Origin of the sequence: Lachnotalea glycerini (assembly GCF_003201285.1) — a bacterium.
Taxonomy (GTDB): domain Bacteria; phylum Bacillota; class Clostridia; order Lachnospirales; family Lachnospiraceae; genus Lachnotalea; species Lachnotalea glycerini.
The window spans coordinates 201,528-224,869 of record NZ_QICS01000004.1 but is presented as its reverse complement, the minus strand read 5'-3'; the positions used below and the strand labels follow the sequence as shown (position 1 = coordinate 224,869).

20 protein-coding genes and 1 pseudogene are annotated in these 23,342 nt (G+C 34.5%); 3 read left to right on the top strand and 18 right to left on the bottom strand.

From position 1 onward, the window contains the following. Positions 1-354: 354 nt before the first annotated feature. Both C8E03_RS10715 and C8E03_RS10710 read right to left on the bottom strand, forming a co-directional pair. A complete protein-coding gene (locus tag C8E03_RS10715) occupies positions 355-1,635 on the bottom strand; it encodes an aminotransferase class V-fold PLP-dependent enzyme (protein ID WP_094378500.1) in 1,281 nt (426 codons plus the stop codon). Position 1,636: 1 nt separating this feature from the next. Next, positions 1,637-2,998, bottom strand: coding sequence for an APC family permease (locus C8E03_RS10710; RefSeq protein WP_110291042.1), 1,362 nt, complete (start codon positions 2,996-2,998; stop codon positions 1,637-1,639). Positions 2,999-3,163: 165 nt separating this feature from the next. Between C8E03_RS10710 and C8E03_RS10705 the strand changes: the two genes are divergently transcribed. Beyond that, positions 3,164-4,057, top strand: a complete 894-nt coding sequence (locus tag C8E03_RS10705) for a LysR family transcriptional regulator (protein WP_094378504.1) — start codon at positions 3,164-3,166, stop codon at positions 4,055-4,057. Positions 4,058-4,199: 142 nt separating this feature from the next. Here C8E03_RS10705 and arsB read toward each other — a convergent pair whose 3' ends face one another. Together arsB and C8E03_RS10695 are read right to left on the bottom strand one after the other, a co-directional pair. Further along, positions 4,200-5,243 carry an ACR3 family arsenite efflux transporter gene (gene arsB / locus C8E03_RS10700; RefSeq protein ID WP_110291041.1) on the bottom strand — a complete coding sequence of 348 codons (1,044 nt, stop codon included), beginning with the start codon at positions 5,241-5,243 and terminating at the stop codon, positions 4,200-4,202. Between the two features lie 86 nt (positions 5,244-5,329). Beyond that, complete coding sequence (locus tag C8E03_RS10695; protein ID WP_330410769.1) at positions 5,330-5,635, bottom strand: ArsR/SmtB family transcription factor; 306 nt, start codon at positions 5,633-5,635, stop codon at positions 5,330-5,332. Positions 5,636-5,943: 308 nt separating this feature from the next. Here C8E03_RS10695 and C8E03_RS22830 point away from each other — a divergent pair. Further along, positions 5,944-6,135: pseudogene (locus C8E03_RS22830) on the top strand (ATP-binding protein); the annotation flags it as partial. Positions 6,136-6,619: 484 nt separating this feature from the next. Here C8E03_RS22830 and pgmB read toward each other — a convergent pair. The 7 genes from pgmB to C8E03_RS10650 form a co-directional block, all read right to left on the bottom strand. Beyond that, positions 6,620-7,267: a beta-phosphoglucomutase gene (pgmB, locus tag C8E03_RS10680; protein WP_181899231.1), complete on the bottom strand. Its 648-nt coding sequence runs from the start codon at positions 7,265-7,267 to the stop codon at positions 6,620-6,622. Between the two features lies 1 nt (position 7,268). Then, positions 7,269-10,061, bottom strand: a complete 2,793-nt coding sequence (locus C8E03_RS10675; RefSeq protein WP_110291040.1) for an alpha-L-rhamnosidase — start codon at positions 10,059-10,061, stop codon at positions 7,269-7,271. A gap of 16 nt (positions 10,062-10,077) precedes the next feature. Then, the gene (locus C8E03_RS10670; RefSeq protein WP_110291039.1) at positions 10,078-11,766 is read right to left on the bottom strand and encodes a glycoside hydrolase family 3 protein; all 1,689 of its coding nucleotides are present in this window, start codon (positions 11,764-11,766) and stop codon (positions 10,078-10,080) included. Then, on the bottom strand, positions 11,763-12,779 hold the full coding sequence (locus tag C8E03_RS10665; protein WP_110291038.1) for an ABC transporter permease: 1,017 nt from the start codon (positions 12,777-12,779) through the stop codon (positions 11,763-11,765). Before C8E03_RS10665 ends, C8E03_RS10670 begins: the two co-directional genes overlap by 4 nt. A gap of 24 nt (positions 12,780-12,803) precedes the next feature. Beyond that, complete coding sequence (locus tag C8E03_RS10660) at positions 12,804-13,766, bottom strand: ABC transporter permease (protein ID WP_094378512.1); 963 nt, start codon at positions 13,764-13,766, stop codon at positions 12,804-12,806. Between the two features lie 16 nt (positions 13,767-13,782). Then, positions 13,783-15,294, bottom strand: a complete 1,512-nt coding sequence (locus C8E03_RS10655) for a sugar ABC transporter ATP-binding protein (protein ID WP_110291037.1) — start codon at positions 15,292-15,294, stop codon at positions 13,783-13,785. Positions 15,295-15,449: 155 nt separating this feature from the next. Beyond that, the gene (locus tag C8E03_RS10650; RefSeq protein WP_110291036.1) at positions 15,450-16,610 is read right to left on the bottom strand and encodes a hypothetical protein; all 1,161 of its coding nucleotides are present in this window, start codon (positions 16,608-16,610) and stop codon (positions 15,450-15,452) included. A 184-nt stretch (positions 16,611-16,794) separates the two neighbouring features. Here C8E03_RS10650 and C8E03_RS10645 point away from each other — a divergent pair, with 184 nt between their 5' ends. Next, complete coding sequence (locus C8E03_RS10645; protein WP_110291035.1) at positions 16,795-17,919, top strand: AraC family transcriptional regulator; 1,125 nt, start codon at positions 16,795-16,797, stop codon at positions 17,917-17,919. Positions 17,920-17,922: 3 nt separating this feature from the next. Here C8E03_RS10645 and C8E03_RS10640 read toward each other — a convergent pair whose 3' ends face one another. The 7 genes from C8E03_RS10640 to C8E03_RS10610 form a co-directional block, all read right to left on the bottom strand. Further along, positions 17,923-20,355 (bottom strand): glycoside hydrolase family 2 TIM barrel-domain containing protein, encoded by a 2,433-nt coding sequence (locus tag C8E03_RS10640; RefSeq protein ID WP_110291034.1) that lies wholly within the window; start codon positions 20,353-20,355, stop codon positions 17,923-17,925. A 212-nt stretch (positions 20,356-20,567) separates the two neighbouring features. Beyond that, positions 20,568-20,819 carry a hypothetical protein gene (locus C8E03_RS10635; RefSeq protein ID WP_242993494.1) on the bottom strand — a complete coding sequence of 84 codons (252 nt, stop codon included), beginning with the start codon at positions 20,817-20,819 and terminating at the stop codon, positions 20,568-20,570. A gap of 57 nt (positions 20,820-20,876) precedes the next feature. Then, a complete protein-coding gene (locus C8E03_RS10630; protein ID WP_094378522.1) occupies positions 20,877-21,332 on the bottom strand; it encodes a pyridoxamine 5'-phosphate oxidase family protein in 456 nt (151 codons plus the stop codon). Between the two features lie 5 nt (positions 21,333-21,337). After that, on the bottom strand, positions 21,338-21,661 hold the full coding sequence (locus C8E03_RS10625) for a TfoX/Sxy family protein (protein ID WP_094378524.1): 324 nt from the start codon (positions 21,659-21,661) through the stop codon (positions 21,338-21,340). Positions 21,662-21,670: 9 nt separating this feature from the next. Beyond that, entirely contained in the window at positions 21,671-21,955 is a 285-nt protein-coding gene (locus C8E03_RS10620) for a DUF3795 domain-containing protein (RefSeq protein ID WP_094378526.1), read from the bottom strand. A 100-nt stretch (positions 21,956-22,055) separates the two neighbouring features. Next, positions 22,056-22,478, bottom strand: a complete 423-nt coding sequence (locus tag C8E03_RS10615) for a DUF6597 domain-containing transcriptional factor (protein ID WP_110291033.1) — start codon at positions 22,476-22,478, stop codon at positions 22,056-22,058. A 397-nt stretch (positions 22,479-22,875) separates the two neighbouring features. Further along, positions 22,876-23,298 (bottom strand): pyridoxamine 5'-phosphate oxidase family protein, encoded by a 423-nt coding sequence (locus C8E03_RS10610; RefSeq protein ID WP_110291032.1) that lies wholly within the window; start codon positions 23,296-23,298, stop codon positions 22,876-22,878. Positions 23,299-23,342: the final 44 nt, after the last annotated feature.

The following is a 23,342-nucleotide window of genomic DNA, read 5'->3' as shown; positions in this document are numbered from 1 at the left end:
AGCACTTATCCTGTGCATATGTAACATAGGATGTTACATAGCTAGTATTTCACTACATGTATCAATTGCTTAGCATATAAATCAACCCGTTAAACCAACCGTTTTCCTCATACTGTTTCATACCTTGATAAGTAATTATCAGTTTTTCTTTTACGGTAGATACTCCTATAATATAATTTCTATTCAAACTTATCCTAAAAAATCTCTTGTATCCAATCGGATGCAAGAGATTCTTTTATTTCATACGAGAAAGACCTTGTTGTAAGTAGAGAATGTCACTGCGTGACTGCATTTGGCGTGGTAAAGCGTTCAAGACCCTCATGAGTGAGGGAGTCCGCTTTCTTGTTTGTAGTCCTATAAACGTGAAATTTCTTGAGATACCCTCAAAAATTCTTCAATCTCCTCAGGCGAATTAACATGTAATGGTGAAAGTCTTACAACCCCTTTTGAGTCAAAAGCTTCAACCATTCTCTTGGAATACAAACTAGAAGCAGATCTTTCAAACGTTACTGTATTGCGTTTTTCATACTCTTCTACCGCCTGCTCGCAGCTCATATTCGCAAATTCAATGCTCATAATTAAATCCCTGGTATAGAGATCTGTTCCATCCATTTTCACTGTCAAGCCATCAACATAACGTAGTCCTTTAACATTTTCTGTTCCTTCCAGCATCATGTAAAGTAAACCTCTTTCATGATCGGAAATTCTTTTCATTCCCATTTCGAATAGTTTTCTTCTATTTGTCTCACCATTGCCGTGCTTTTCACCAAGTTCGGCTACATAGTCAACAATTGCTGAAATTGCTGCAAAATGTGCAGGTGCCGGACTACCAATTTCCCATTCATCGGAAGCTTTTCCCAATAACCTATGATGGGCAAATGAGGCAATTCTGTCTGAAAGATATGCAATACTGAATCCCCTTATCCCAAAAAATTTATAAGGTGCAATATTCATGGCATCAATACCATATTTCTCGGGATCCAGAATTCCATGGGGCGCATGCTGTACAGCATCACAAATAATATAAATTTCAGGGTTGATTTCTCTTGCTTTTTTGAATATCTTTTCAATATCATAAATATAGCCGGATATATTAGAAGCAGCCATACAGCATAAAATAGCCGTTTCTGAATCAATGAGTGATGTAACCGCATCAACATCGATACCACCAGTTGAGATATTTACTCCAGCAACCCTCATCTCGCAATTATTTTTTTTAGAATAGTATGTAATTGCGTCATATGCAGATGGATGCTCTAAAGTTGTTGTAACGTAATTTGTTCCTTTTGCATTGTCACTAATTACTCGTACTATTTCCATCATGATCTGGGAAGCTGTAAAGCCTGGATAGATAACGCCGCTTTTTGCATTAAAAATAACACTTTTTATATCTTCTCTTCCTTTATTTTCAACATCAGCCAAATAAAGTGCCAGCTTATTCGAATGCTCAGATGCATCTGGCAATTCATCAATACGCTTGAATTCCTCTTCTGCTTTAATCAATCTTAAAGAGCCACCCGCATTATCAAAAAACAACCTGTTTGTCCCTTCAAAATCATGATCAACATATTTAAATTTTGATCTAATTTCCTGTAGTTCTTCTTTCGTAAACATTTTATCTGTCATATTTTTCATGTTATATCCTCCTAATATCATCAGCTAAATCATTATGTTCTTTCGTTTTGAAGTAATAGATAGGTAGTCCAATTACAACAAGTAATACACTCAGTAAAGCAATCTTAGGCTGATATATAGTTGTTGATATAACTACGAATATACCTCCCATTACACCAATAATTGGGATAACCGGGTATAATGGAACCTTGTAAAACCTTTCAACATCTGCCCATTTTTTTCTTAAGATAAAAAGTCCAATAAATGTCAAGGTATAAAAGAACCAAATTACATAAGAACCAATATCGGTTAAAACGTTGAAGTTTGGAAGTAAAATAGTGCTTAGAATTGTAAGTACAGTTACAAATATTCCACTATTTACTGGCATCTGAGTCTTTTCACTTACTTTACTAAACCATCCACTAAATGGTAGCCAGTCACGTACTCCCAATGCATAAGGGATCCTCCATGCTGCTCGTGTAAATCCTGTATGTGATCCCATTATTGATATTAAAATACCAACGGCAACAGTTTTTTGACCTATATTGCCAAACAACCTTCCTGCTGCATCGGAGGCAACGGTAGCACTTGCTGCCATTTCAGAAGGTGTCATTACCCGAAGATAAGCAATATTAATTAAAAGATATACACCACTGACTGTAAGAAGTCCGCCAATCAGAGCCTTTGGAATATTTTTCTGAGGTTCTACAATTTCACCTCCTATGTTGGTAATATTGATCCAGCCATCCGTAGCATACAATGTTGCTATAACGCTTATGGAAAGTCCCTGAAAAAACGGATGCGTATTAACTGTTACCGGAAATAGTTTGATTTCCACCGGATTTGTATTTAAGAAAAGCCCAAATACAATAATTAAAATAATCGGAACAAATTTTAAAAAAGTTGCTATATTGATGGAATAATCACATACTTTATTTCCCAATAAATTAACAACAAATAAATAAACAGTTAATCCAACAGCAATTGGTATCGCATATTTCTCATCAAGCGCGAATAGCGCCGTAGCTTGTATTCCAAACACTACAGCACTTGCAGATTTTCTAATTGGATAAAAAACCACCATTTGTGCCCAACCAACCATAAAACCTAATGATTTTGAGTATATTTTCTCAATATAGGTCATTAATCCCCCTGTTTCTGGTATCATTGCCCCTATTTCGGCAACTATGAGTCCTCCGCAAAGCCCTAAAAAACATCCGATAACCCATGAGATCAATCCCAGGGAAGCCGTACCAGTCGCACTAAAAATGGCTTGGGGTTTGAAAAAAATTCCAGTCCCAATAATTGTTCCTACGACCATGGTGTATGCATTAAAACCCGAAACATTTCGTTTAAGCTGATCATTTTTTACATTTTGCACCATATTTTAACTTACCTCCTCTTCTTTTATCGTCATTTAAAACAAAATACTCTGCAGAATATATCGTGATTATAGTCATTAATACCATTATTGTAAAATCAATTATTATTATGTATAATATAAATAATATCTATAATTAATACTACAATCTAAAGGAGCTGATTTTTTATGGATTATGATCTTCTCGAAACATTCGTTCTTTTGTGTGAGAACAGAAATTTAACGAAAACTGCTGAACTTCTTTATAAAACGCAGCCAACAATTACTAGTCGAATAAAAACCTTGGAAGAAAAATTGGGCTATTCTTTAATTGTCAGGGGAAAAGGGAAAAAGAATGTTGAAATAACAAGAAAAGGAGGAGAATTTTTAATTATTGCTCAAAAATTTTTAAATTTATATGAAGAAATAGAAGTTGTTCAAGAAAAACTTTCTAAAACATTACTTGTATCTTCTATTTCAAGTTTAGGTTCGCCCATCGTAGCTAATGTTTGTAAAAAAATGGCTGAAGATGAAGAGGTTAATATTTCTATTTTTACCTATCAGACAATTGAAGCTTATGAATTAATCGCAAAAAAAGAATTAGATGTTGCATTTGTTTCTGAAGCAAGAAATGTAAATGGTGTTATGTGTGAACCAGTTTTTATGCAAGATTATTATGTTATTAGACCTTGCAAAAATCCCGAAGGCATCAAGAAAATTTGTACTGAAGATTTAGATGTAAACTATGAAATTTATCAGCGATGGAGCGACGATTTTAAAATGTGGCATGATTATAAATTCGCTTCAAAGAAACCCAGAATCGAAGTTGACTCTTGCGCTTTATTAAAACAGTTTCTTACCAATGAAACTTACTGGTCCATAATACAAAGAAGTAATTTATTACTATTAAATCAGGAAATGTCTCTTCAGATATATAATCTAATTGATTCGCCCCCCGCAAGGATCTGCTACATGTTAACCAATTATTATCCAGACAGGGGAAACATATATTTATTAAAAAAGATGAAAAAGTTATTACACCAATACGCTTTTGACAATGATCTTCAGTTAACTCCAAATTAAAGTAGTGGTTATATTAACTTAAAAAATATAACAATAGTATACATTTGGGTATTTATTATCCAGACTTGGCTTTCCGGTCGGCATACACCTGACTCTCATACTCTATATGTTATTCTATCAATCTTTTCCATTATCATATAAGTTATGAAAACCAAGTTTTCGTTCTATTTGCAATTTTTACCAAGGTAAGCATGACTGGCACTTCTACCAAGACGCCTACTATCGTTGCTAGTGCCACTGGACTTTTTGCACCAAATAACGATATTGCAACTGCAACTGCCAATTCAAAGAAATTAGAAGCACCTATCATTCCTGCAGGTGCTGCAATATCATGCGGCAATCGTAAGAATTTACCAGCCAAATAGGCTAAAAAGAATATAAAGAAGGTTTGTATAATCAAAGGTACTGCAATAAACAAAATATGCAATGGATTCACAATAATCACGTTACCTTGAAAAGAAAATATAATAACCAATGTCAGCAATAAGCCTATCATGGTAATTTGATTAAATTTAGGAATAAAACTCTGATTAAAATATTCTTCTCCCTTATTCTTAATAATAGTAATTCGTGTGATAATTCCTGCACCTAGCGGAATAACAACAAATAAAATTACCGATAAGAATAAGGTTGCCCAAGGTATGCTGACCCCGCTCACACCTAGCAAAAATCCTACAATTGGAGTAAATGCAAACAATATAATCAAGTCATTCGTCGCTACTTGAACTACCGTATAGGCTGGATTTCCTTTGCATAGATGACTCCAAACAAATACCATAGCGGTACACGGCGCTGCGCCTAATAGCACGGCTCCAGCCAGATAATCCTTGGCAAGCTCTGGCGAAATAAATCCCTTAAAGACCACATAGAAAAAGAAAGAGGCAATAAAATACATGGTAAATGGCTTAATCAGCCAATTTGTAACCCATGTAATATACAGACCTTTTGGATTCTTTCCTACATTTCGTACGCTTTTAAAATCCACTTTCAACATCATTGGATAAATCATGACCCAAATTAAAATAGCAATTGGAATCGATACATTGGCATATTCAAATTTGCCAAGAAAATTAGGTATCGCTGGTAAATACGTTCCTATTAATACACCGATTACCATACATAATACAACCCAAATCGTTAGGTATTTTTCAAAAAATCCGATTTCTAATTTACTTTCCTTACTCATAATTACCCTCTCTTTCATTAAATAAATACATCTAACATTGCCATTCTGTTATTCTTGAATAAAGTATCTGCACAGTATCAATATCTTTATAAACAACACTTATCTTTTGTATCAGAGTAGATAACCGTAATTTCTTTCAATAATTTTCTAGCATATTCACTACCCTCTGGACTAATCGAATAATAAATCCATTTTCCATCTTTTCGTGCATTTACCACACCAGATTCACACAAAATTTTCATATGATGAGATAACGTTGATTGACCAATTTTTAAATCTTCCAAAAGCCTACAAGCACATTTTTCACCCGTTTGCAGTAATTTTAGAATCTTTAAACGATTTTCATCACAGAAAGCTTTAAATACCTTTGCATCATTTTCATAAGTACTCACTTTTATTTTCACCTCAAATCTATATTATTCGATATATGTATTATAGATAACAAATCGATGAATGTCAATGTGTTTATACTCTAAATTTAGGTTGCAGTTTTATAGTCTTATATTGCGCATTTTTACACAAATTTAGTACATAGATTATATTCTTTTTCCATCCTATTTACCTCATTTCTTTCTTTCCAAATTGGATGACAGCCAGTGCAAGAACCAGCACAAAGATCAGTATCGCACAAGGCAGGAACGGTAACAGCGAAAGTGCGGTATCGGAGGATGCTGTTGTGAAATCATGCAGCTCCGATACTTCCCTTATCCTAATTATCGCTGATAATGGTATTGGATTATCGGCTGAAAAGCTGCAAGAGTTAGAGGAAAAACCTCATTACATGAACAGCACTGATGAAAGGCTGGATTTGAGACATGGTTTAGGGCTGCTGCTTGTCCGACAGATTGTGGAAGTCCATGAGGGAACAATGCAGATAAATAGTGTTGCTAATCATTTTCCACTTGCTTTCGTGCGCATTGTGTTTTTGTTTCATAGGAATCAATACTTTTATACGTTACCACAAAAAGGTCTTTCCTATGAAAGAAAAAAACTGTGGAAAAATTTCCACAGCTCAAATAAGTGCATTTACTGTTGTGTGTGGAAAACAAATAATCATCTTTGGGTATAAAAACAACACCTGCTGAAATCGTGCAGGGAAGCTATTTTTATGCAATTTATGATTATTTTAGTTTTCCACGTTTCACTTATATTGCTAATTGTCCAATATCAAGTGCGCCGGACTGGATCAACTCCTTTGCTAAGACAACGGTTTTACAAACATTATACAGATATACGACCGATTTTGCAAGACATTGCGCACGATTTAATTATCTACGTTTTAGTCTTGTCTCAACCTTACACAACAAGTATATCCCTAAAAGTGCTGTAAGGCAACAGAACAAAATTTCATTTCCTGATAATAATAACAATTATTTTCACTTATATTTCAAAGCGATATCTAATAACTCTCCAAAACTTTTCAAACTATAATCTGATTTATCATAACTAGATGCATCACCTATTCCAACCGCAATCATACCTGCCGCTTTCGCCGCATAGATACCAGCATGCGAATCTTCTACTACGATACAATTTTTTGGCTCTACTTTCATATATTCCGCTGCCTTTAAGAATACTTCAGGGTCTGGTTTAGAAAGGGTAATATTATTACCATCAGAGATTTCATCAAATGCATCTAGTAATCCTACCTTTTCTAAAATAAACCTCGCATTTTTACTAGATGAACCAATCGCAAGTTTAAAACCTTGATTTCTTAGTGTTTGTAATGTTTCGCGTACTTCATCTGAAACATCTGCTGACGTCATAGTTGTAAGCCGTTCTCGATAGATACCGTTCTTTTCCTCCATCAACTTTGCTTTTTCAACTTCTGTTAATGTCCCCTCATATTTTTCTAGAATTATCTCTAGACTTTCCGCTCGACTTACGCCACGTAAACGATTATTAATAGTCTCGTCAAAGTAAATACCTATTCGATCGCACATCTGCTTCCATGCTTGATAATGAAACTTATCAGTAAATACAATAACACCATCCAAATCAAAAATAAATCCTTTTATACTCATATCATTCTCCTATTACTTGAATCTTGCAAATCTCTTCAATTGCTACTTTAAATTGATTTTGGTCAATTGGTAAAAATCCCATATGCGTAAGCTGCTCTAAGGAGGTTGCTCCTAGTTCTGCATCCCCTGATGCTGCAATGCCGGCTAGTGCTGGTGTGTATTTACCTAATACCTCCATTGCTTTTCCATCTTTCGCCAGTCTGCTTAAGGTTGTTTTCGTATGATATGGAAAACGTAAATCCCTTATTGGCTTATAAGCAAAGTCATAACTTCCTTTACTTAATACCATAATTTCTTCTTTGTATTCTGGTAATTCCACCTGTGCCTCACAGTTAAATGGGATTTCAATGTGAACTCTAAATTCTCCATTATTCTCAATTTTCCAATTACAAATATATCTTCCGTTTACTGAATCATATGTTCCATTCACATAAGTCAAACGCGCGTCTGGATGTGGAGCAATAATAGCTTTTTTAAATCCTGGTTCGGCAAAGCGAATACCTGCCACATAGGCATAGACAAATTCCATAACGGAGCCATATGCATAATGATTCAAAGAATTCATGCCTGTATTGCTAATCGTTCCATCTGGCATCACAGAATTCCAACGCTCCCATATTGTAGTTGCACCTAAATTCACGCTATACAACCAACTTGGAAATTCTTCTCTTAACAAGAAATCATATGCTAATTCATATAGTCCAACCTCTGCCAGCACCGTACAAAGCATTGGAGCTCCAACAAATCCACATTTAATCTGATTACAGTCTTTTTTCAGACGCTCTTTAAACTGTTCTATTACTCGTTCTTTGTCAATATAAATCCCAAATTTTAACGAAATCACATAGGCTGCTTGCGTATCTATGGCAAGTCGCCCATTTGGCGTAAAATACTCTTGTAAAACAGCTTCTTTAATACACTTCTCTAATTTAAGATACCGCGAAGCTTCTGCACTTTTTTCTAATCGTTTTGACATTTCTTTTACTATCTGTACGGAACGACAATAGTAAACACTGGCAATATAAGAATCATCTGTACTACCTTTAAAACTTGTTGGGGTAGATCCATCCAATGCTAACCAGTCTCCAAATGTAAATCCAAAATTGAAGAGATATTGACGCCCCCTTTTTGAATCTTGTCTATCAATATAATCCACCCATTCTTTCATAAGTGGATAAAAATACTCCATCTCGCTCAAATCATCATAATAATGAAATAATGTATTTGGTAGAAATGTAGCCACATCTCCCCATACACTACTCACATCATCTTTGTGACCTAGATTTGGAACAAAGTTAGGAACACCTCCATTTAATACCTTTTGCTCTTCTCGAAGGTCCTTTAAATATTTGCGGAAGAAAGCTCTTGTATCCATATGATAGCTGGCGGTTGGAGCAAATACTTGTGCATCTCCTGTCCACCCAAGACGCTCGCTACGTTGTGGACAATCCGTAGGCATATCTAGGAAATTTGATTTGAGTCCCCATACTGTGTTTTCATATAGACGATTCACTTTTGCATTTGAAGTTTCAATATATCCTGTTCTTCTAATATCCGAATATAATGCCTTTCCTATAAAATCTTCTTTATTCAGTTCACCAACCCATCCTGTAATTCGTACATAACGAAATCCAAAATAAGTAAAATGGGGTCTTACCATCTCTTTTTCCCCATTTGAAACATATACAAATTGTGATTTGGCATCACGATAATTCTTATTATAAAAATTACCTTCTTGTAGAATCTCTCCAAAGTCTAATACAACTTTTGTTCCTTTTGGTAAATCTGCTTCAAATTCCATCCACCCTGCAAAATTCTGTCCCATATCTAGCACAGTTTCACCCTCTGGTGTATGAATAAGCTTTTTTACGTTTATTTCTTCTTTGGCAAGAACAGGCAAGCTTACTCTATCTGTCAAATAAGACTTATTCAGATTTTTTGTTCCTTCTTCTTGTTCTGGATGAAATAATACTTCAATCTGTTTTTCTTTGTTATCCTTCTCATCCCACAATAGCCTGTTATAAATCTCTCCCTTATAGATTCCTGAATCTTCAATATTAGAACCAATGTAATTCCAGGTATTATCTGTTGTAATACAATCTTTACTACCATCTTCATACTCAAGATGTAGTTCTCCTATAGCCGCCATTCGGCTTCCATAGTTTTCATTTTGAAGTTCCAGCCCAAACATTCCCATATACCAGCCTTTTGCCAAGCTGATTTCTAAAATATTCTCTTCATTCAAGCAATCATCTAAATCAAAAGTAATTGTTTGAATGGTCTTTTCATAATCATTTATATAAGGAGTTAATAATTCTTCTCCTAATTTCTTTTTATTTAAATAAGCCTCAAAAAGCCCCAAACCTGTTACATATAATCTAGCTCGCTTTACTTTCTTTTGTATTCCAAATTTTTTTATAAAGATAGGATGGAAGCTATCACTTTTTGCCGAGCTAATCCATTCAGCTTCCCATGATTCTCCCATTTTTCCTGTTTCAAATGTCTGAATATCACTTACCGCTTTATCCCCAGCTTCGCCCGTTACTGTCACTCGATAATAATAAGTTTTTCTAGGCTCTAAATCCATATGCAGTGTTTCACCACTTTGCTTTAATGCTTTATCTTCTTTTTTATAAAGAATATTTCGAAATTCCCTACTATCACTGACTTCAATCGTTGCTAAATCTTGCTTTTTGCTCACTGTATCAATCACATTCCATGAACAGAGTGGTTTATCATAAATAAAGCCTACAGGATTTGCAATTCCATTTATTGAAACATTTGTAATTTTCATGTTAGAATCCTACCTTTTAATATATTAATTCTTCTCTTCCACAGTATGGATCAATTGGTGATATACCTGTAAACTCACTTCTTCCCATAATCTTTTCGATTATAGCTCCAATAACATACTCAGAATTACAATACCCGTTAATAAACGTTTTCACCATCGGTACATCAAGTAAATGATAAGGATTTCCTAGACTGATAAACATCGTTGGAATTTCATGTATCATCCAAGGCATGTTATTTCCTAATCCAAACATGGTATGCCAGTTCATTCTTGCTACTGTCTTATTGGATGCGGTTTCAATATTTCCAATATATAGAATTAAATCATATTTTCCTTTGAAGTTTGTAACTGTGTCACCCATAACCTCAAAACCTTCTGGTACATAAACCGTTACTTCAAAGCCTTCTAATTTTAGCTTCTCAACAAATGATGTAGAAACTCTTTCGTTAGAAGGGAAATCTCCCATTAACTCTAATAATATTCGTTTATGTTTTGTAGGACTTACAGGAAGTAAATCTTGTGTATCTTTTACCAGGGTTACGCCTTGATTTGCACATTCTTTTGCCCATACTTGATGTTCTTTGCAATTTATTACTTTTAATTCACTTTTTTCAGGAACTAATGTTCCTTCTTTTTGTTTTTCTATCAATCCCATTGCTGCTTTCGTTGCAAGGATTCGTTTTACCGCTTCTTCTAAACGAGTTTCCGATAAGATTCCATTTTGATAACCCTCGTGCATAAAAATAAAATCTTCTTCCATATTTTTATTGAATAAGAATAGATCACAACCATTTTCAATACAAGTTGGGACCGCTGTAGCTCTATCCATAGCACTACAAAATCCTACCATTGGTGTAGCATCTGATGTAATAAGTCCATTAAATCCTAATTTTTTACGTAACAAGTTAACCAATAGATTTTTGGACAAGGTTGCAGGAATAACATTATCACATTTCTTACCATCAAAATACTCTTCATAGGCTGGCATAGCAATATGACCTGCCATAATTGTGAGTGTCTCGGCTTCAATCATTTCATTATAGATTATTCCATAGCTTTCATCCCACTCTTTACAAGATAGAGAATTAACACTCGTCACAAGATGCTGGTCCCTTTCATCCACACCATCCCCCGGAAAATGTTTGACTGCTGTGGCTACCCCTTCTTCTTTGGCTGCTCTAATATAAGCTTTCCCCATGTTAATAACGGTTTCTAACTTATTACCAAAGGTTCTTACATTGGTAATTGGATTATGATAATTTATATCCAAATCTACAACTGGTGCAAAAGACCAGTTTACACCAACCGTTGCGCCTTCCTTGCAACTAACTTTGCCTAACTGATAGGCTTTTTCAACATCTCCTGTAGCCGCTACTAACATTTCACTTCCAAAATATGTTCCTTCCGTAGCAGAACCACTGCCACCAGACTCTAAATTAGCTGCGGTAAACAAAGGTATTTTAGATGCATTTTGTAATATCTTATGACTTTTTCGTAATTCCTTGGCGGGTCCTTCCCGAAATAGCATGCCACCAATATGCTTTGTCTCAACTAGTTCTCTCAATTGAGATTCTTCATTTGTGAAAACAATCGGACAAAACAATTGACCTATTTTTTCATCCACACTCATACTTTCATATGTATCATTTACCCATTTTATCTGTTCCTCTGATAAATAAAATGGGTTGTCATTCATTTTAATCATAATACACTCCCTTTATGCAATGCAGCCTCTGCTTTTGCCTTTTTCTCTTTAAACATTTTAAATTCAACAATCTTATAGGAATTAAAGGAATATGCAAAGAATACTAATACAATCATCCCAGTAATTACAGATTGCCATGACGAGGGAACACCTAACTTTCCAATACCTGCAAAAATAATGGATTGAGTCAGCGCTCCCATAATAACTCCTGTATTACGATCAAAATATTTTGCTAAAATATTACCTATAAACATTGGTAAAAAGGCATTTGCCATATAACTTGCACTTCCTAATCCAAGCTCTGGAGTAACAGTTCCTAGTACCGACAAATTAACCACACCCGCCGCTGCCATACATAGTCCACCAATAGAAAAACAGATAATTGCATTTTTCTTTTCATTAATACCTGTATTCACAGCAATTTCTTGTCCTCCACGTAGTGAACCTGTGTCAATTCCAAATTTAGTTTTATTGAGTGCCAAATAAAGAATAAATACAATCATAATACATAATAGATAAACATATGGTTCTTGGCTCCAAACCAATAATTTGTAATTTCCGATTAATTTAACTCCAGCGCCTTTTGTTATGGTAAAACCAATTGCTTCATAAATCATAGCAAGTCCCAAGGTAACAACCATTGGTGGCAAACCTAACAAGGTATATACCAATCCACTCAAACATCCAATCATTGCACCAAACAATAAACTGAATAATAAAAGTGCAATTGGACCTAAGTTCAACTGTAACGTTACAATAGACCCAAGAATCGTTGAAAGGATTAATGTTGCCCCAATACTAAAATCAAATCGTCCAGATGTTAAATTATAGGATACTGCAAGTGCAATAAATCCTGTATATACTGTATTTCTTAAAATAACACGAAGATCTGTTCCAACTCCAAAATTAGTAACTCCTTTTATATGGCAAAGTATCCAAAAAATAAGATAAACTACCGCTGGTATGATAATCATCATAATAAAATTTTTAGTAATTTTTTTTGTTCTAACCATCTTAATCTCCTTTTACTCTTATCCTTAACGTGGTAACAGTTTCGTCCTGTAGGTCATAGATGTAATAAACACTACAAAAATAAAGATAATACCTCGAACAATCTGAATCATATCATTTGAAACATTACAAAGACTAAGCCCATTGTTTAAAATAGTAATTGTTGCCGCCCCTATAATACCAGCACTTATTTTACTTTTCGGACCACCTGTAAGTGGCATTCCACCTAATACAATTGCTACTAAAACATCATTTCCTATTGAACCACCTGAAGCTGCTGTTACAGTTTTCGTTTTTAAAATTGTTATGATTGCTGCCAATGCAATACCTGCTCCACTCATTAAGAACGACATAATAATTATTTTCTTTTCGTCTATTCCTGATTGTCCAGAGGCTAAGGGATTACCACCTTGTAATTTACAAGCCTTCCCAACCTTTGTATAATTAAAAATAATCATAGCTACTAGAAAAAATCCAATAATAAATATAAGGTTAATGGCAGTTAAATCCTTGATTTTTACAATATATCTAACCGATAAAGTCGTTTCATCTCCAAGTAATACCAATCCAATTGCTGAAAGCAAGCTTCCTAAAATGATAGTTACAATGAATACTGGCAATGTTAAATAAGCTGCAAGTAAACCCTTCACTAATGCAATAAGCATTGCCACAATGATTACAACCACTATCATTACTGCCAAACTGCCAGTCTTTACTCCGGCCAGAGCTCCGCAAATTGCGGATAAACAAAGACTTCCTCCTGCTGACATATCAAGAGCTCCACAAGCAAAGCAATAAACCATTCCAATTGCAACAAGTGCTGTCATTATAAATTGATTTGTCAGAACTTTTAAATTTACCTTACTAATACTCTTACCTTCCGTTAAAACTGCAAAAGCAAGCATAACTAGGACAAGACCAATAATAGGTGCGGCACTCATTACTTTTTCTTTATTTAAAATAATTTTTTTAATATTATCTTTTGACATTTTTTCGCCTCCTTATCTAAATCATATTCTCAATGACTGCTTTTTCATCTAAACCGTCATCCCTTTTTAGTTCACCTGAAATAACGCCATCTTTCATGATAAGAAGTCGATCACACATTCCAATAAGTTCTGCCATCTCTTCCGAAATAATTAAAATTGATTTACCTTCCGCTTTCATCTGCACCATAATTTCATACATAGCTGCCTTTACACCAATATCCACCCCACGTGTGGGGCAATCTAGTATTAATATCTTAGTTCCTCGTCCAATCCATTTTCCAAATACAACTTTTTGCTTATTTCCACCGGATAAGAATTTAACTGCTTGATCTATGCCAGCACATTTAATTCGTAGTACTTCTACTTGCTTTCCTACATATTCTTTCTCTGATTTTGGTGTAATAATTCCATGATTTGATACCTTATCAAAACCCGCACCTATAATATTATCTCTGATACTAGCCGTTAAAACTAAGGCTTCAATATCTCGATTTTTCGAAACATATCCCATTTCATGCTTCATAGCAATTCTAGCATTGACAATTTCTTCTCCTGTAGGTGCATAGGTAACCTTACCTGTCACAATTGGCTCTTCTCCAAAAATAGCTCTTCCAAGTTCATGCATCCCACAATGAGATAAACCACCAATACCAAGAATTTCTCCCTTATGTAATTCAAAGCTTACATTCTCTGTCAATCCTCTTCCTGTCGTAACATTTTCTACTCTAATTACAACTTCTTTGTCATAGGTACATATCTTATCTTCTCTATAGTAATGCTCTCCTATTTCACGTCCTACCATGCAGGATTTTACCTTACCTGGTTCAAACTCACTTTTTTCTAGTGTGGTAACCAGCTCACCATCTCGTAGTACAGTTAAAGTATCACAATGCTTCATAGTCTCATCTAAATCATGTGAAATGAATAAAACCGCTTTATTCTCTTCTTTCATTTGCTTAATCAGTTTATAAATAATATCCCTTCCCTTTTGGGATAAAGCAGTAGTTGTTTCATCAACAACTAAAACTTCAGGTTTGTTATACATTACCTTTGCGATTTCTACTAATTTTCTATCTTGCATATTTAATGCATCTATATACATCTTTGGATCACAATCTGTAAAACCAATTGCATCTAGCGCTTTTTTTGCTTCTTTATACATATCTTTCAAACTGATAAAACCATGTTTTTTAAATAAATTTTCTTGTCCTAAAAAGATATTTTGTGCAATAGTAATTCCTGGAATTGTTCCCATCTCCTGCACAATCATTCCAAATCCAGCCTTTGCCCCATCTATCATAGTAGCTGGTTTATGTGGCTGTCCTTTAAAATACATTTCCCCACTCGTTGCTGGCTGCATACCTGCGGCTATTGAAGATATTGTAGATTTTCCAGAACCATTTTCTCCAATAAGTCCCCTTACTTCTCCTCTATATACGGTTAAATTAACATGTTTTAACGCAGCTGTAGAACCGAAATTCTTACATAACTCTTTTGCTTCAAATAAGATTTCTTTGTTATTTTTCATGTTTGCCTCCATTCGTGCGATACTCGCACGCACAAATTGGGAGATGTGAAAGTTGTTATCTCACCCTGATCTCCATATATGTGAACCTAGCTAATGTAGTGTAACCGGCAATTAGATTCTTTGCCGGTTACTACCAAGTGATTCAATCTTTTTAATTACTTTGATAATACAGCGGATATACTTCCTGTTTTAGCAAGCTCTTCTAATGTTGCCAATGAAGCCTGTGGATTATTGCTTACGCTTAATGTCATAAGTTGCTCTGCTGTAAATACGCCCTCACCAGATAAAACTTCATATAACTTTTTACAGTCGTCTGCATTATTAACAATCCAGAAATCTGTACTTAGAAGGGGAGCTTTTCCCTCAGTTTTTAACGCATTTGCATTTCCGTCTACTGCATTACAAATAATTGGAATTACAAACCCATATGTGTCAATATTATTTGATACAAGTAATGAAACAGAGTTATTTTCAAATGCACTTAAATAAGTTTCATTTACAGAACCAATGGTAGCTAACGCTACTTTATCCGTTAAGCCTGCTGAAGCAATTGGCTGTGCCCAGAAATCAAGACCATTAAAGGATGCAACTACTGCTTCTAATCCTTCTGTTGAAAGTGCTGCTGCCTGATCTGCAAAGAACTGGTCTCCTGGGAATCCCCCTACTGTAGTAACTGTCACATCATCTCCGATCGCATCAAGGAACCCTTGTTGTCTATCAACAAACTGACCAACTCCAAAATCTGCTCCACCATTTGCATAAACTACATTTTTATAACCATTTGCTACTACCCAATCACCTAAAGCTTTACCTTTATCATACTCATTACCACCTGCAAGTACACATCCTAAGTAGTATGGATCTCCGGCAAATTCTTCATAAGATGCTTCATCATAGTATCCATAAAAATACATTTCATAATCGATTACACTTTGAATCAGTTGTGCACCAGTAACATTGTAATATCCAAAATATCCCTTGCATCCTGCCATTGCGCAATCTTCAACAAATTTCATTTCTGCATCTGCATCTGCAATTGCTTCTGAATACTTAAATTCAACATTATAAGTTTCTGATAGTTTTGCGAAATATTCTTGCATTGCTAAAGTCTCTGATTCTGTAGGATCATAAAGTTCAACTCCAATTAGAATTTTTTCTTCAGGGTAAGTACCTGTTATGGCAGCACTTGAATCACTTGTTGCTGCGTCTGTTGCTTCTGTCGTGCTTGTACCACTGTCTGAATTGCTGCTTCCACATCCCACTAATGTTACTGCTATTGAAAGACCAAGAAGTAAAGATAATAATTTCTTTTTCATAGTTTTAACCTCCTAAGATATATCTTAATCTTTGTTATTTACTTATTGTATCTGTTTCTACCCTATAATGACATGTAATATTTTCTTTATAATCCGATATTTTTTAAGATTAAATATGTTGTATAAATTAAACATGATTGCTACAATATAACTATACTATTTATTAATTAAGGAGATGCCTGTTATGCCATATTACATTACTTACGGAGAATTTCAAAAACATTTGAAAGATTATTACACAAGAACTGGTAATAGACTTCAATTTACTGAAATGAGTGATTATTTATATAAAAAAGGGTTATTACAGGAAACCAATACTCCTTCTACACCAGAAGGTTTTTTTGACGATATGACAGATGATGAATTTGAACAAGTCATTAATTCATTAACACTGACCCTTTCTGCCACATGGGAAACCCCTGTAAAATCAGCAGTTCAAGAAAGTGATATTATCCCCCTAACTAGAGATGTGTTTGTAATTAGACATCCTCGCTATACCAGACCCCAGAATCATATGCATAATTATTTTGAAATTAATTATGTAGCACAGGGACAATGTAATTTTATATTTGAAAAAGTAAAACGCATCATGCATGAAGGAGAACTTTGTATTATAGCCCCCTCCTCTGAACATGATATCATTATTGAAGATGATTCCACTGTCTTTACTATTATAATTAGAAAAAGCACTTTTGATACTACATTTTTTTCCTTACTATCACGAAGAGATTTATTGTCATACTTTTTTCGCACCATTTTACAAGATGATTCCCATGCAAATTACTTACTTTTCTTTGCTGCTGATAATGTATGGTTAAAAAAAATCATTCGTAATCTGATAGGGGAATGTAATAAATCTGATTCATACAGCAATCATTGTTGTATTAATTGGGTAAATCTTTTGTTTTCATCCTTATTACGTAATTATAGCAAGACCATACAGTTTTATAACTATCAGTTGGGATCTGACTTTTCGTTAGTTTTGCAATATATACAGCACAATTATCAAGCCCTTTCGTTATCTGCTTTGGCTAAACTATTTCATTATAGCGAACCACATCTATGCACATTAATCAAACAAAATACAGGTTATACCTTTACCAATTTAATCAAAAGACTCCGTATGGCTGATGCAGTTGATTACCTACTTAATACCGATTTAAAAGTGAGTGAGATTGCAGAAAAGATTGGTTATAACTCTGCCGACCATTTTTCACGTGTTTTTCGTGCTACCTACAAAATGTCTCCACAAGAATACAAAAAAAAGAACAAAAAACAGAATTTGCCTTTTGTTCCCTTTTCCTGCTAATAATTATACTTCCATGCAAACCTGGCTTTTTAATCCACTATCTGAGCTAAGTTCTACTTTTATTTCTCCTTTATTTTTATTTTTCTTCAAAATCAGTAATGCTCTTCCGCCAAAAGTATGGGTTACTTTTTCATTATAATTATTGCTTGGTTTTGGATTTCCACTTCCAAATCCTGCAACTTCTGCTGCGCCTTCTACTGCAATCTCAAGGCTTATATCCTCTCCTGTAATGATAGTCCCATGCTCATCTTGTAATTCAATTGGTAAATAGATTAACTCTGAATTTATTTTTTCTGGTGTCATTACTAAGTTTCTCTTTTTGCCTGCTGTTGTTAAATTCATTCTTCCTATTTCGATTCCCGCCTCATAAGAAATAGCAGTCAGTGTACCAGCTTCGTAAATGGTATTGAAATAAGTTATAAAACCAACTTTCCCTCCTGCTGGTTTTTTCCCTAACGTTTTTCCGTTACATACTAATTCTACCTCTTCCCCTGGTGCATAGACTTCGACAACAATAGGGTTACCTTGACATCCTGACCATGTCCAGCTCGAAACACTATCACTCAAAATCCAAGGTGTTTTTATCAAATGCTCCCCGTATTTAAAAGGATTTTGTACTGTAATATATGGGTTTTTTCGAAATCCAAACACAATTTCTCTAAAGTAAGATACCGGTCTTCTAAATCCTGTAATATCAAAGTCTCCACAGTAGGCTAGCTGACAAGGAAACTTAGCCCCAAAACCGCCTTCTCCCCAGTTATATGCTGGAATTCCTACTCCAGCTTCCCCAATATAGTCCCATCCTGTCCAGGTAAAATCACCAATAACATGAGCATATTTTTCTACCAGCTCCCAATTTCTTGCAATATCAGGCGGATAAGTTTCGCTTCCAACAATTACTCGGTTTGGATATTTCTCCCCATCCACTTTATATCTTGCTGACATATAGTTATAACCAGCTATATCAGTTGAGGCACATGCCTTTTCTAACCTTTCTGAAATCACTGGATGTACTACTATTTCATCCATATGTCCTTCCATAAGTGTCATAAAGTCATTTACATTTCCATCTATCTTTCCTTCTTTACTTAACTCTGCCACAACATCGGCTACAATTCTGTCTATTTTATCACCGCTTGCAAATACGCCGTTTATAGAAGCTAATGTATATCTCGTATGATCCAGTGATTTTATTTTTTCATTGATTTGATGACAAATTTTTGCACCATGATTCAAACCTATTTCTGGTATTTCATTTCCTACCGAATATAAAATTACAGATGGATGATTGAAATTCTTTCTCACCATGGCTGTAACATCCTTTTCCCACCATTCTTGAAAAAACAGCCCATAATCATAATCTGATTTACAACGATTCCACATATCAAAGGTCTCATCCATTACATATACCCCAAGTTCATCACATGCTCGAAGCATAGACTGTGACATCGGATGATGTGACATTCTGATTGCATTGAACCCTGCTTTTTTTAATAACATCACTTGACGATACTGTGCATCATCGTAAGTAGCTGCCCCAAGAAGTCCACTATCATGATGAATACATGCACCTCGAAGTTTAACAACCACTCCATTTACACGAAATCCCTTTTTTGTATCAAGTTGCAAGGTTCGAATACCAAATTTACTTTCACTTTCATCTATAACGTTTCCATCTTTCATTAATTTACTGCTGCATATATAAAGGTCTGGTGTATGCTCAGACCAAAGCAAAGGATTCTCGATCGCAATTCTCTGAGACATTTTTATTTCTTCCTGTTCAAATAAAACTATAGGAATCGTATCAACTGCAATCACATTTCCATATAAGTCTTTAATGGTGGTCTCAAGCAATAATTCTTCTACTGTATGACACCGATTCTTCAATTCTGTGGAAATGTAAAGAGTTGCATCCGCTTTTGTTGCTTCTTCTGTAACAACTTGAACACCATCTTTTACGATATATGTCAAACCTGATACTAACAGATATACATCTCTGTAAATACCACCGCCAGAATACCAACGGCTATTGGTCATAGCACCATTACGTACAATAATTCGAATTTCATTTTCTTCGCCATACTTAAGATAATCATTCATAGGAACGTAAAAGGTTGAATATCCATACGGACATTTGCCAGCTAATTCTCCATTAATGTACACGGAAGCGTTCATATACACGCCTTCAAATTTTAGTATAGCGGTTTGGTGTTTATAATCTTTTGGAATATTAATTAATTTAACATAATTATAAATGTCTCCATCCCGATATCCTGTATTACCTTTATTATTGCTTTCTACATGTGCAGTATTTTCTAACATTGCGTCATGTGGTAATTGAATTTCTCTTGCATTTTCTGGGATATTCCATACCAGTGCAAAAGCATCCTTATCTATCCAGAATTTCCATGATTGATTAAATTTCTTTTCTAACATAACATTTAACTTCCTCTCTCAAATATTACTTTCTATATAAGTTACCTATATTAAATCTTATCGTTATTTAACTCTTATAGCTATGTTTTATTTTTTTGTAAATCCGACAAATTATAAGATAATAATTTATATAATAAATATGCTGCGAATTTTCAAACTGAATACAAAATGCATCGGAATTTGATTTTTCCCGATGCATTTTATGTTTAGAATTAAATTTTATTGACTATACATATTGTATATTCCCTAGCTTTTCTAAGACCGTTATTTATTTTTTTCTCATTCTCTTCCTCATTGATCTGCTTGGGGAGCCAGTTATTAGGCATCACAATCTCACAGGCACCAATACAGTTATATCCCTTTTCTGTTAGAACTTTTTTCAATGGTCCCACAATAGCACCAGAGAAAGCCATCATGGTATCCACCATAAAGACAGGTGTTTTCTCAGTCCTTGAAAACACCACAAAAATCACCCAAGTCACATTGACTGTGAATTGAGTGATTATAGAAATATTTTTATTCTATTTGTATTTACATGTTCTAAAATTTCCTTCAATCCAAAAAGTTGCTTCAATCGCATGGAACTTTATTAATCTAAATTTAGGGTCATCTATTCCATCCTTAAAAAACTTCCTATCAGTTTCATTCCATATTTGACTTTGTAAGTCCTTATCTACTACAAATTCAACATTTCCAATAAGTGTTACACTATCTTTGTCCTTAAAATAGCATACGCTTGCTTTAGAATTTGCTTCAAAATGCGTGGCTTTACCATTAATTTTAGATCTTTTTGACGTCACAAAATAAATATCCGAAAAAACATCTGCTTTTGTAATAGAAAGGATACATGTTCGAGGGTAACCCTTTTCATTTACAGATGTTAATGTTGCAACATTGCACTGCCTAATCAATGCATTTGCCTTGTCTTCTATATCTTTTATTCTTTCCTTTTGAATTTCATTTTTTGTTTTTTCCATTACGATTACCTTCTTTTCTTTTTAAGTGCCCGTTCGGGTAATTCATCATACATTTCCTTCACCATTTTCTGTAATAACTCTCTGTCTTCCAATATTGTGACTAAAAACATCGGCTTTGCTCCTTCATATGGTGGTTCCGCATCATTATCTGGCATATACTTTCTACCTGCCTCTGTGATTTTCACCATAAAACCATTGCCATAAATTCCACCAAATATTTTCTCTTTATAATAAAATATGTATCCTCCCATCATAGGAATATTCCGGACATCTTTCAAATCAAACAACTGTTCCATGATATAATCTTTAAGTTCTTTATTATCTAACACAGAAACACCTCACGTATTTTTCTTTAATGTCAGTATTCGCATTGCTATATTTTTTTCAAACTCTTCATCTGAGAATTTTGGATCTCTGGTCTTCACCCAGATACTACATGGAACTTCTTCACATTCGCCACAATTCTTTAAATGTTTCTGATTTATAACGCAATCATAAATTGCACAAGCTTCACCCTTTGGAGCATGAAATACTTTACCTTCACATTCATTGCATCCATTACACATATTCCCATAGCAGTAACATGTACTACATTCTGTACCACAACAACTTATATCTGACATATTGGCACCACCTTTCCTTTGGCATATTATCACAAATCACTATAACTCTCTTGTATTTTTTCGACATTCTGCAACGCATATCTTTTGGCATCAGCAATATTCATAGAATGATATTTTTTAAAAAATGGTAACCAACATCAAAATGAGCATTTCTGGTATCACACATTTTTTCCTCTGAAAACACAGGAACACTCCATGCATAAAATCTAATAGCAAATGAAAACATTGTTTGTTCTGTGTCATTATAATTTGTTGTAGAAAATGTACGGTCATTAATTCCACAAAAGCTATTATGTATTCTGTTATTTGTAAAATCAATATGAAAAATAATATCCATACAAGTGTCAGGTATCACAATTCCATTTGTCTTAATATATGTTTTTTCTTGATTAACAGGCTTTTTTGTTCCCCAAAAACATCGAATATATGGCTTTAATGCATCGCATGGAATAAATTCCTTATAATTATCACTACACGCAAATGGAGTCGCTATTATGGGGTTATATATTTTATGTAATTTCATACAGAACAATCTCCTATTTATTAATTCTAGCGCTCTATGCAGCCTTTTCTTTCTTAATAACATTTGTAATGTTATAACCTATAATTTGCAATTATATAATAGCCCACACTGAATTTTTTACAAGTTCTCCCTCTTTAAATTTATTTCATTATACCTCTTTATTCCAGTTATTTCTACAAAGACATGCAGCCAAGTCCGCATCAGCTCCCTAATCCCTCACTCATGGGGACTTGGCCTGCGCCGAATGCAGTCACGCTGTGACATTTTCCACTTGCTTTTGTGCGCATCCTGCGGAGCATTTTTATGTAATAGGACGCAATTTCCTATTGCATGAAAAAACCACTCCTTCGCTTGTTCAAGCAAAGCGCGTGAGTGGTTTTTGTAAAGATTATAACAATTACAGCGTAATACTACTGCTATTCTCTAAGTCGATGGTTACATCAGCTTCTTGAAAATGCACCTCGAATAAAACAAGATATTCTCCTACTTGCTCTATTGTCATGGCATAGTCGGGAATTTTCTTAATAAACTCATCCTTCAGGTCGTAAACGGTATAGTTACTTTTTTGAACAGTTCCTTTTTTTACTCGAACATGAGAATTACCCTCGTGTGGAACAGTTGTAAAAGCAACGGTCGGATTTATTTCAAACTCTTCTACTTTTTGATTATCGCCAAACGTAGAAAAATAAATAACCCCCTTAGAAGTGTTGTTATAACAGAAATTAACAATCCTTACGTTTGGATTTCCTCCTTTGCAAGTAGCCAATGCAATTTCTTTTTGTTCTTCCATAATACAGTTAAATTCTTTTACAAAATCCATTTTCAAACCTCCTTTTCTTTTGATATTCATATCATACTACAGCA

Bases quoted from the DNA above. Each gene is read 5' to 3' on its own strand.
- C8E03_RS10670 (WP_110291039.1), bottom strand. From the start codon at position 11,766: ATGATTAAAATGAATGACAACCCATTTTATTTATCAGAGGAACAGATA.
- C8E03_RS10630 (WP_094378522.1), bottom strand. From the start codon at position 21,332: ATGGAAAAAACAAAAAATGAAATTCAAAAGGAAAGAATAAAAGATATA.
- C8E03_RS10705 (WP_094378504.1), top strand. From the start codon at position 3,164: ATGGATTATGATCTTCTCGAAACATTCGTTCTTTTGTGTGAGAACAGA.
- C8E03_RS10675 (WP_110291040.1), bottom strand. From the start codon at position 10,061: ATGAAAATTACAAATGTTTCAATAAATGGAATTGCAAATCCTGTAGGC.
- C8E03_RS10620 (WP_094378526.1), bottom strand. From the start codon at position 21,955: ATGTCAGATATAAGTTGTTGTGGTACAGAATGTAGTACATGTTACTGC.
- C8E03_RS10655 (WP_110291037.1), bottom strand. From the start codon at position 15,294: ATGAAAAATAACAAAGAAATCTTATTTGAAGCAAAAGAGTTATGTAAG.
- C8E03_RS10645 (WP_110291035.1), top strand. From the start codon at position 16,795: ATGCCATATTACATTACTTACGGAGAATTTCAAAAACATTTGAAAGAT.
- C8E03_RS10660 (WP_094378512.1), bottom strand. From the start codon at position 13,766: ATGTCAAAAGATAATATTAAAAAAATTATTTTAAATAAAGAAAAAGTA.
- C8E03_RS10650 (WP_110291036.1), bottom strand. From the start codon at position 16,610: ATGAAAAAGAAATTATTATCTTTACTTCTTGGTCTTTCAATAGCAGTA.
- C8E03_RS10665 (WP_110291038.1), bottom strand. From the start codon at position 12,779: ATGGTTAGAACAAAAAAAATTACTAAAAATTTTATTATGATGATTATC.
- C8E03_RS10610 (WP_110291032.1), bottom strand. From the start codon at position 23,298: ATGGATTTTGTAAAAGAATTTAACTGTATTATGGAAGAACAAAAAGAA.
- C8E03_RS10615 (WP_110291033.1), bottom strand. From the start codon at position 22,478: ATGAAATTACATAAAATATATAACCCCATAATAGCGACTCCATTTGCG.
- pgmB (WP_181899231.1), bottom strand. From the start codon at position 7,267: ATGAGTATAAAAGGATTTATTTTTGATTTGGATGGTGTTATTGTATTT.
- C8E03_RS10710 (WP_110291042.1), bottom strand. From the start codon at position 2,998: ATGGTGCAAAATGTAAAAAATGATCAGCTTAAACGAAATGTTTCGGGT.
- C8E03_RS10715 (WP_094378500.1), bottom strand. From the start codon at position 1,635: ATGAAAAATATGACAGATAAAATGTTTACGAAAGAAGAACTACAGGAA.
- C8E03_RS10640 (WP_110291034.1), bottom strand. From the start codon at position 20,355: ATGTTAGAAAAGAAATTTAATCAATCATGGAAATTCTGGATAGATAAG.
- arsB (WP_110291041.1), bottom strand. From the start codon at position 5,243: ATGAGTAAGGAAAGTAAATTAGAAATCGGATTTTTTGAAAAATACCTA.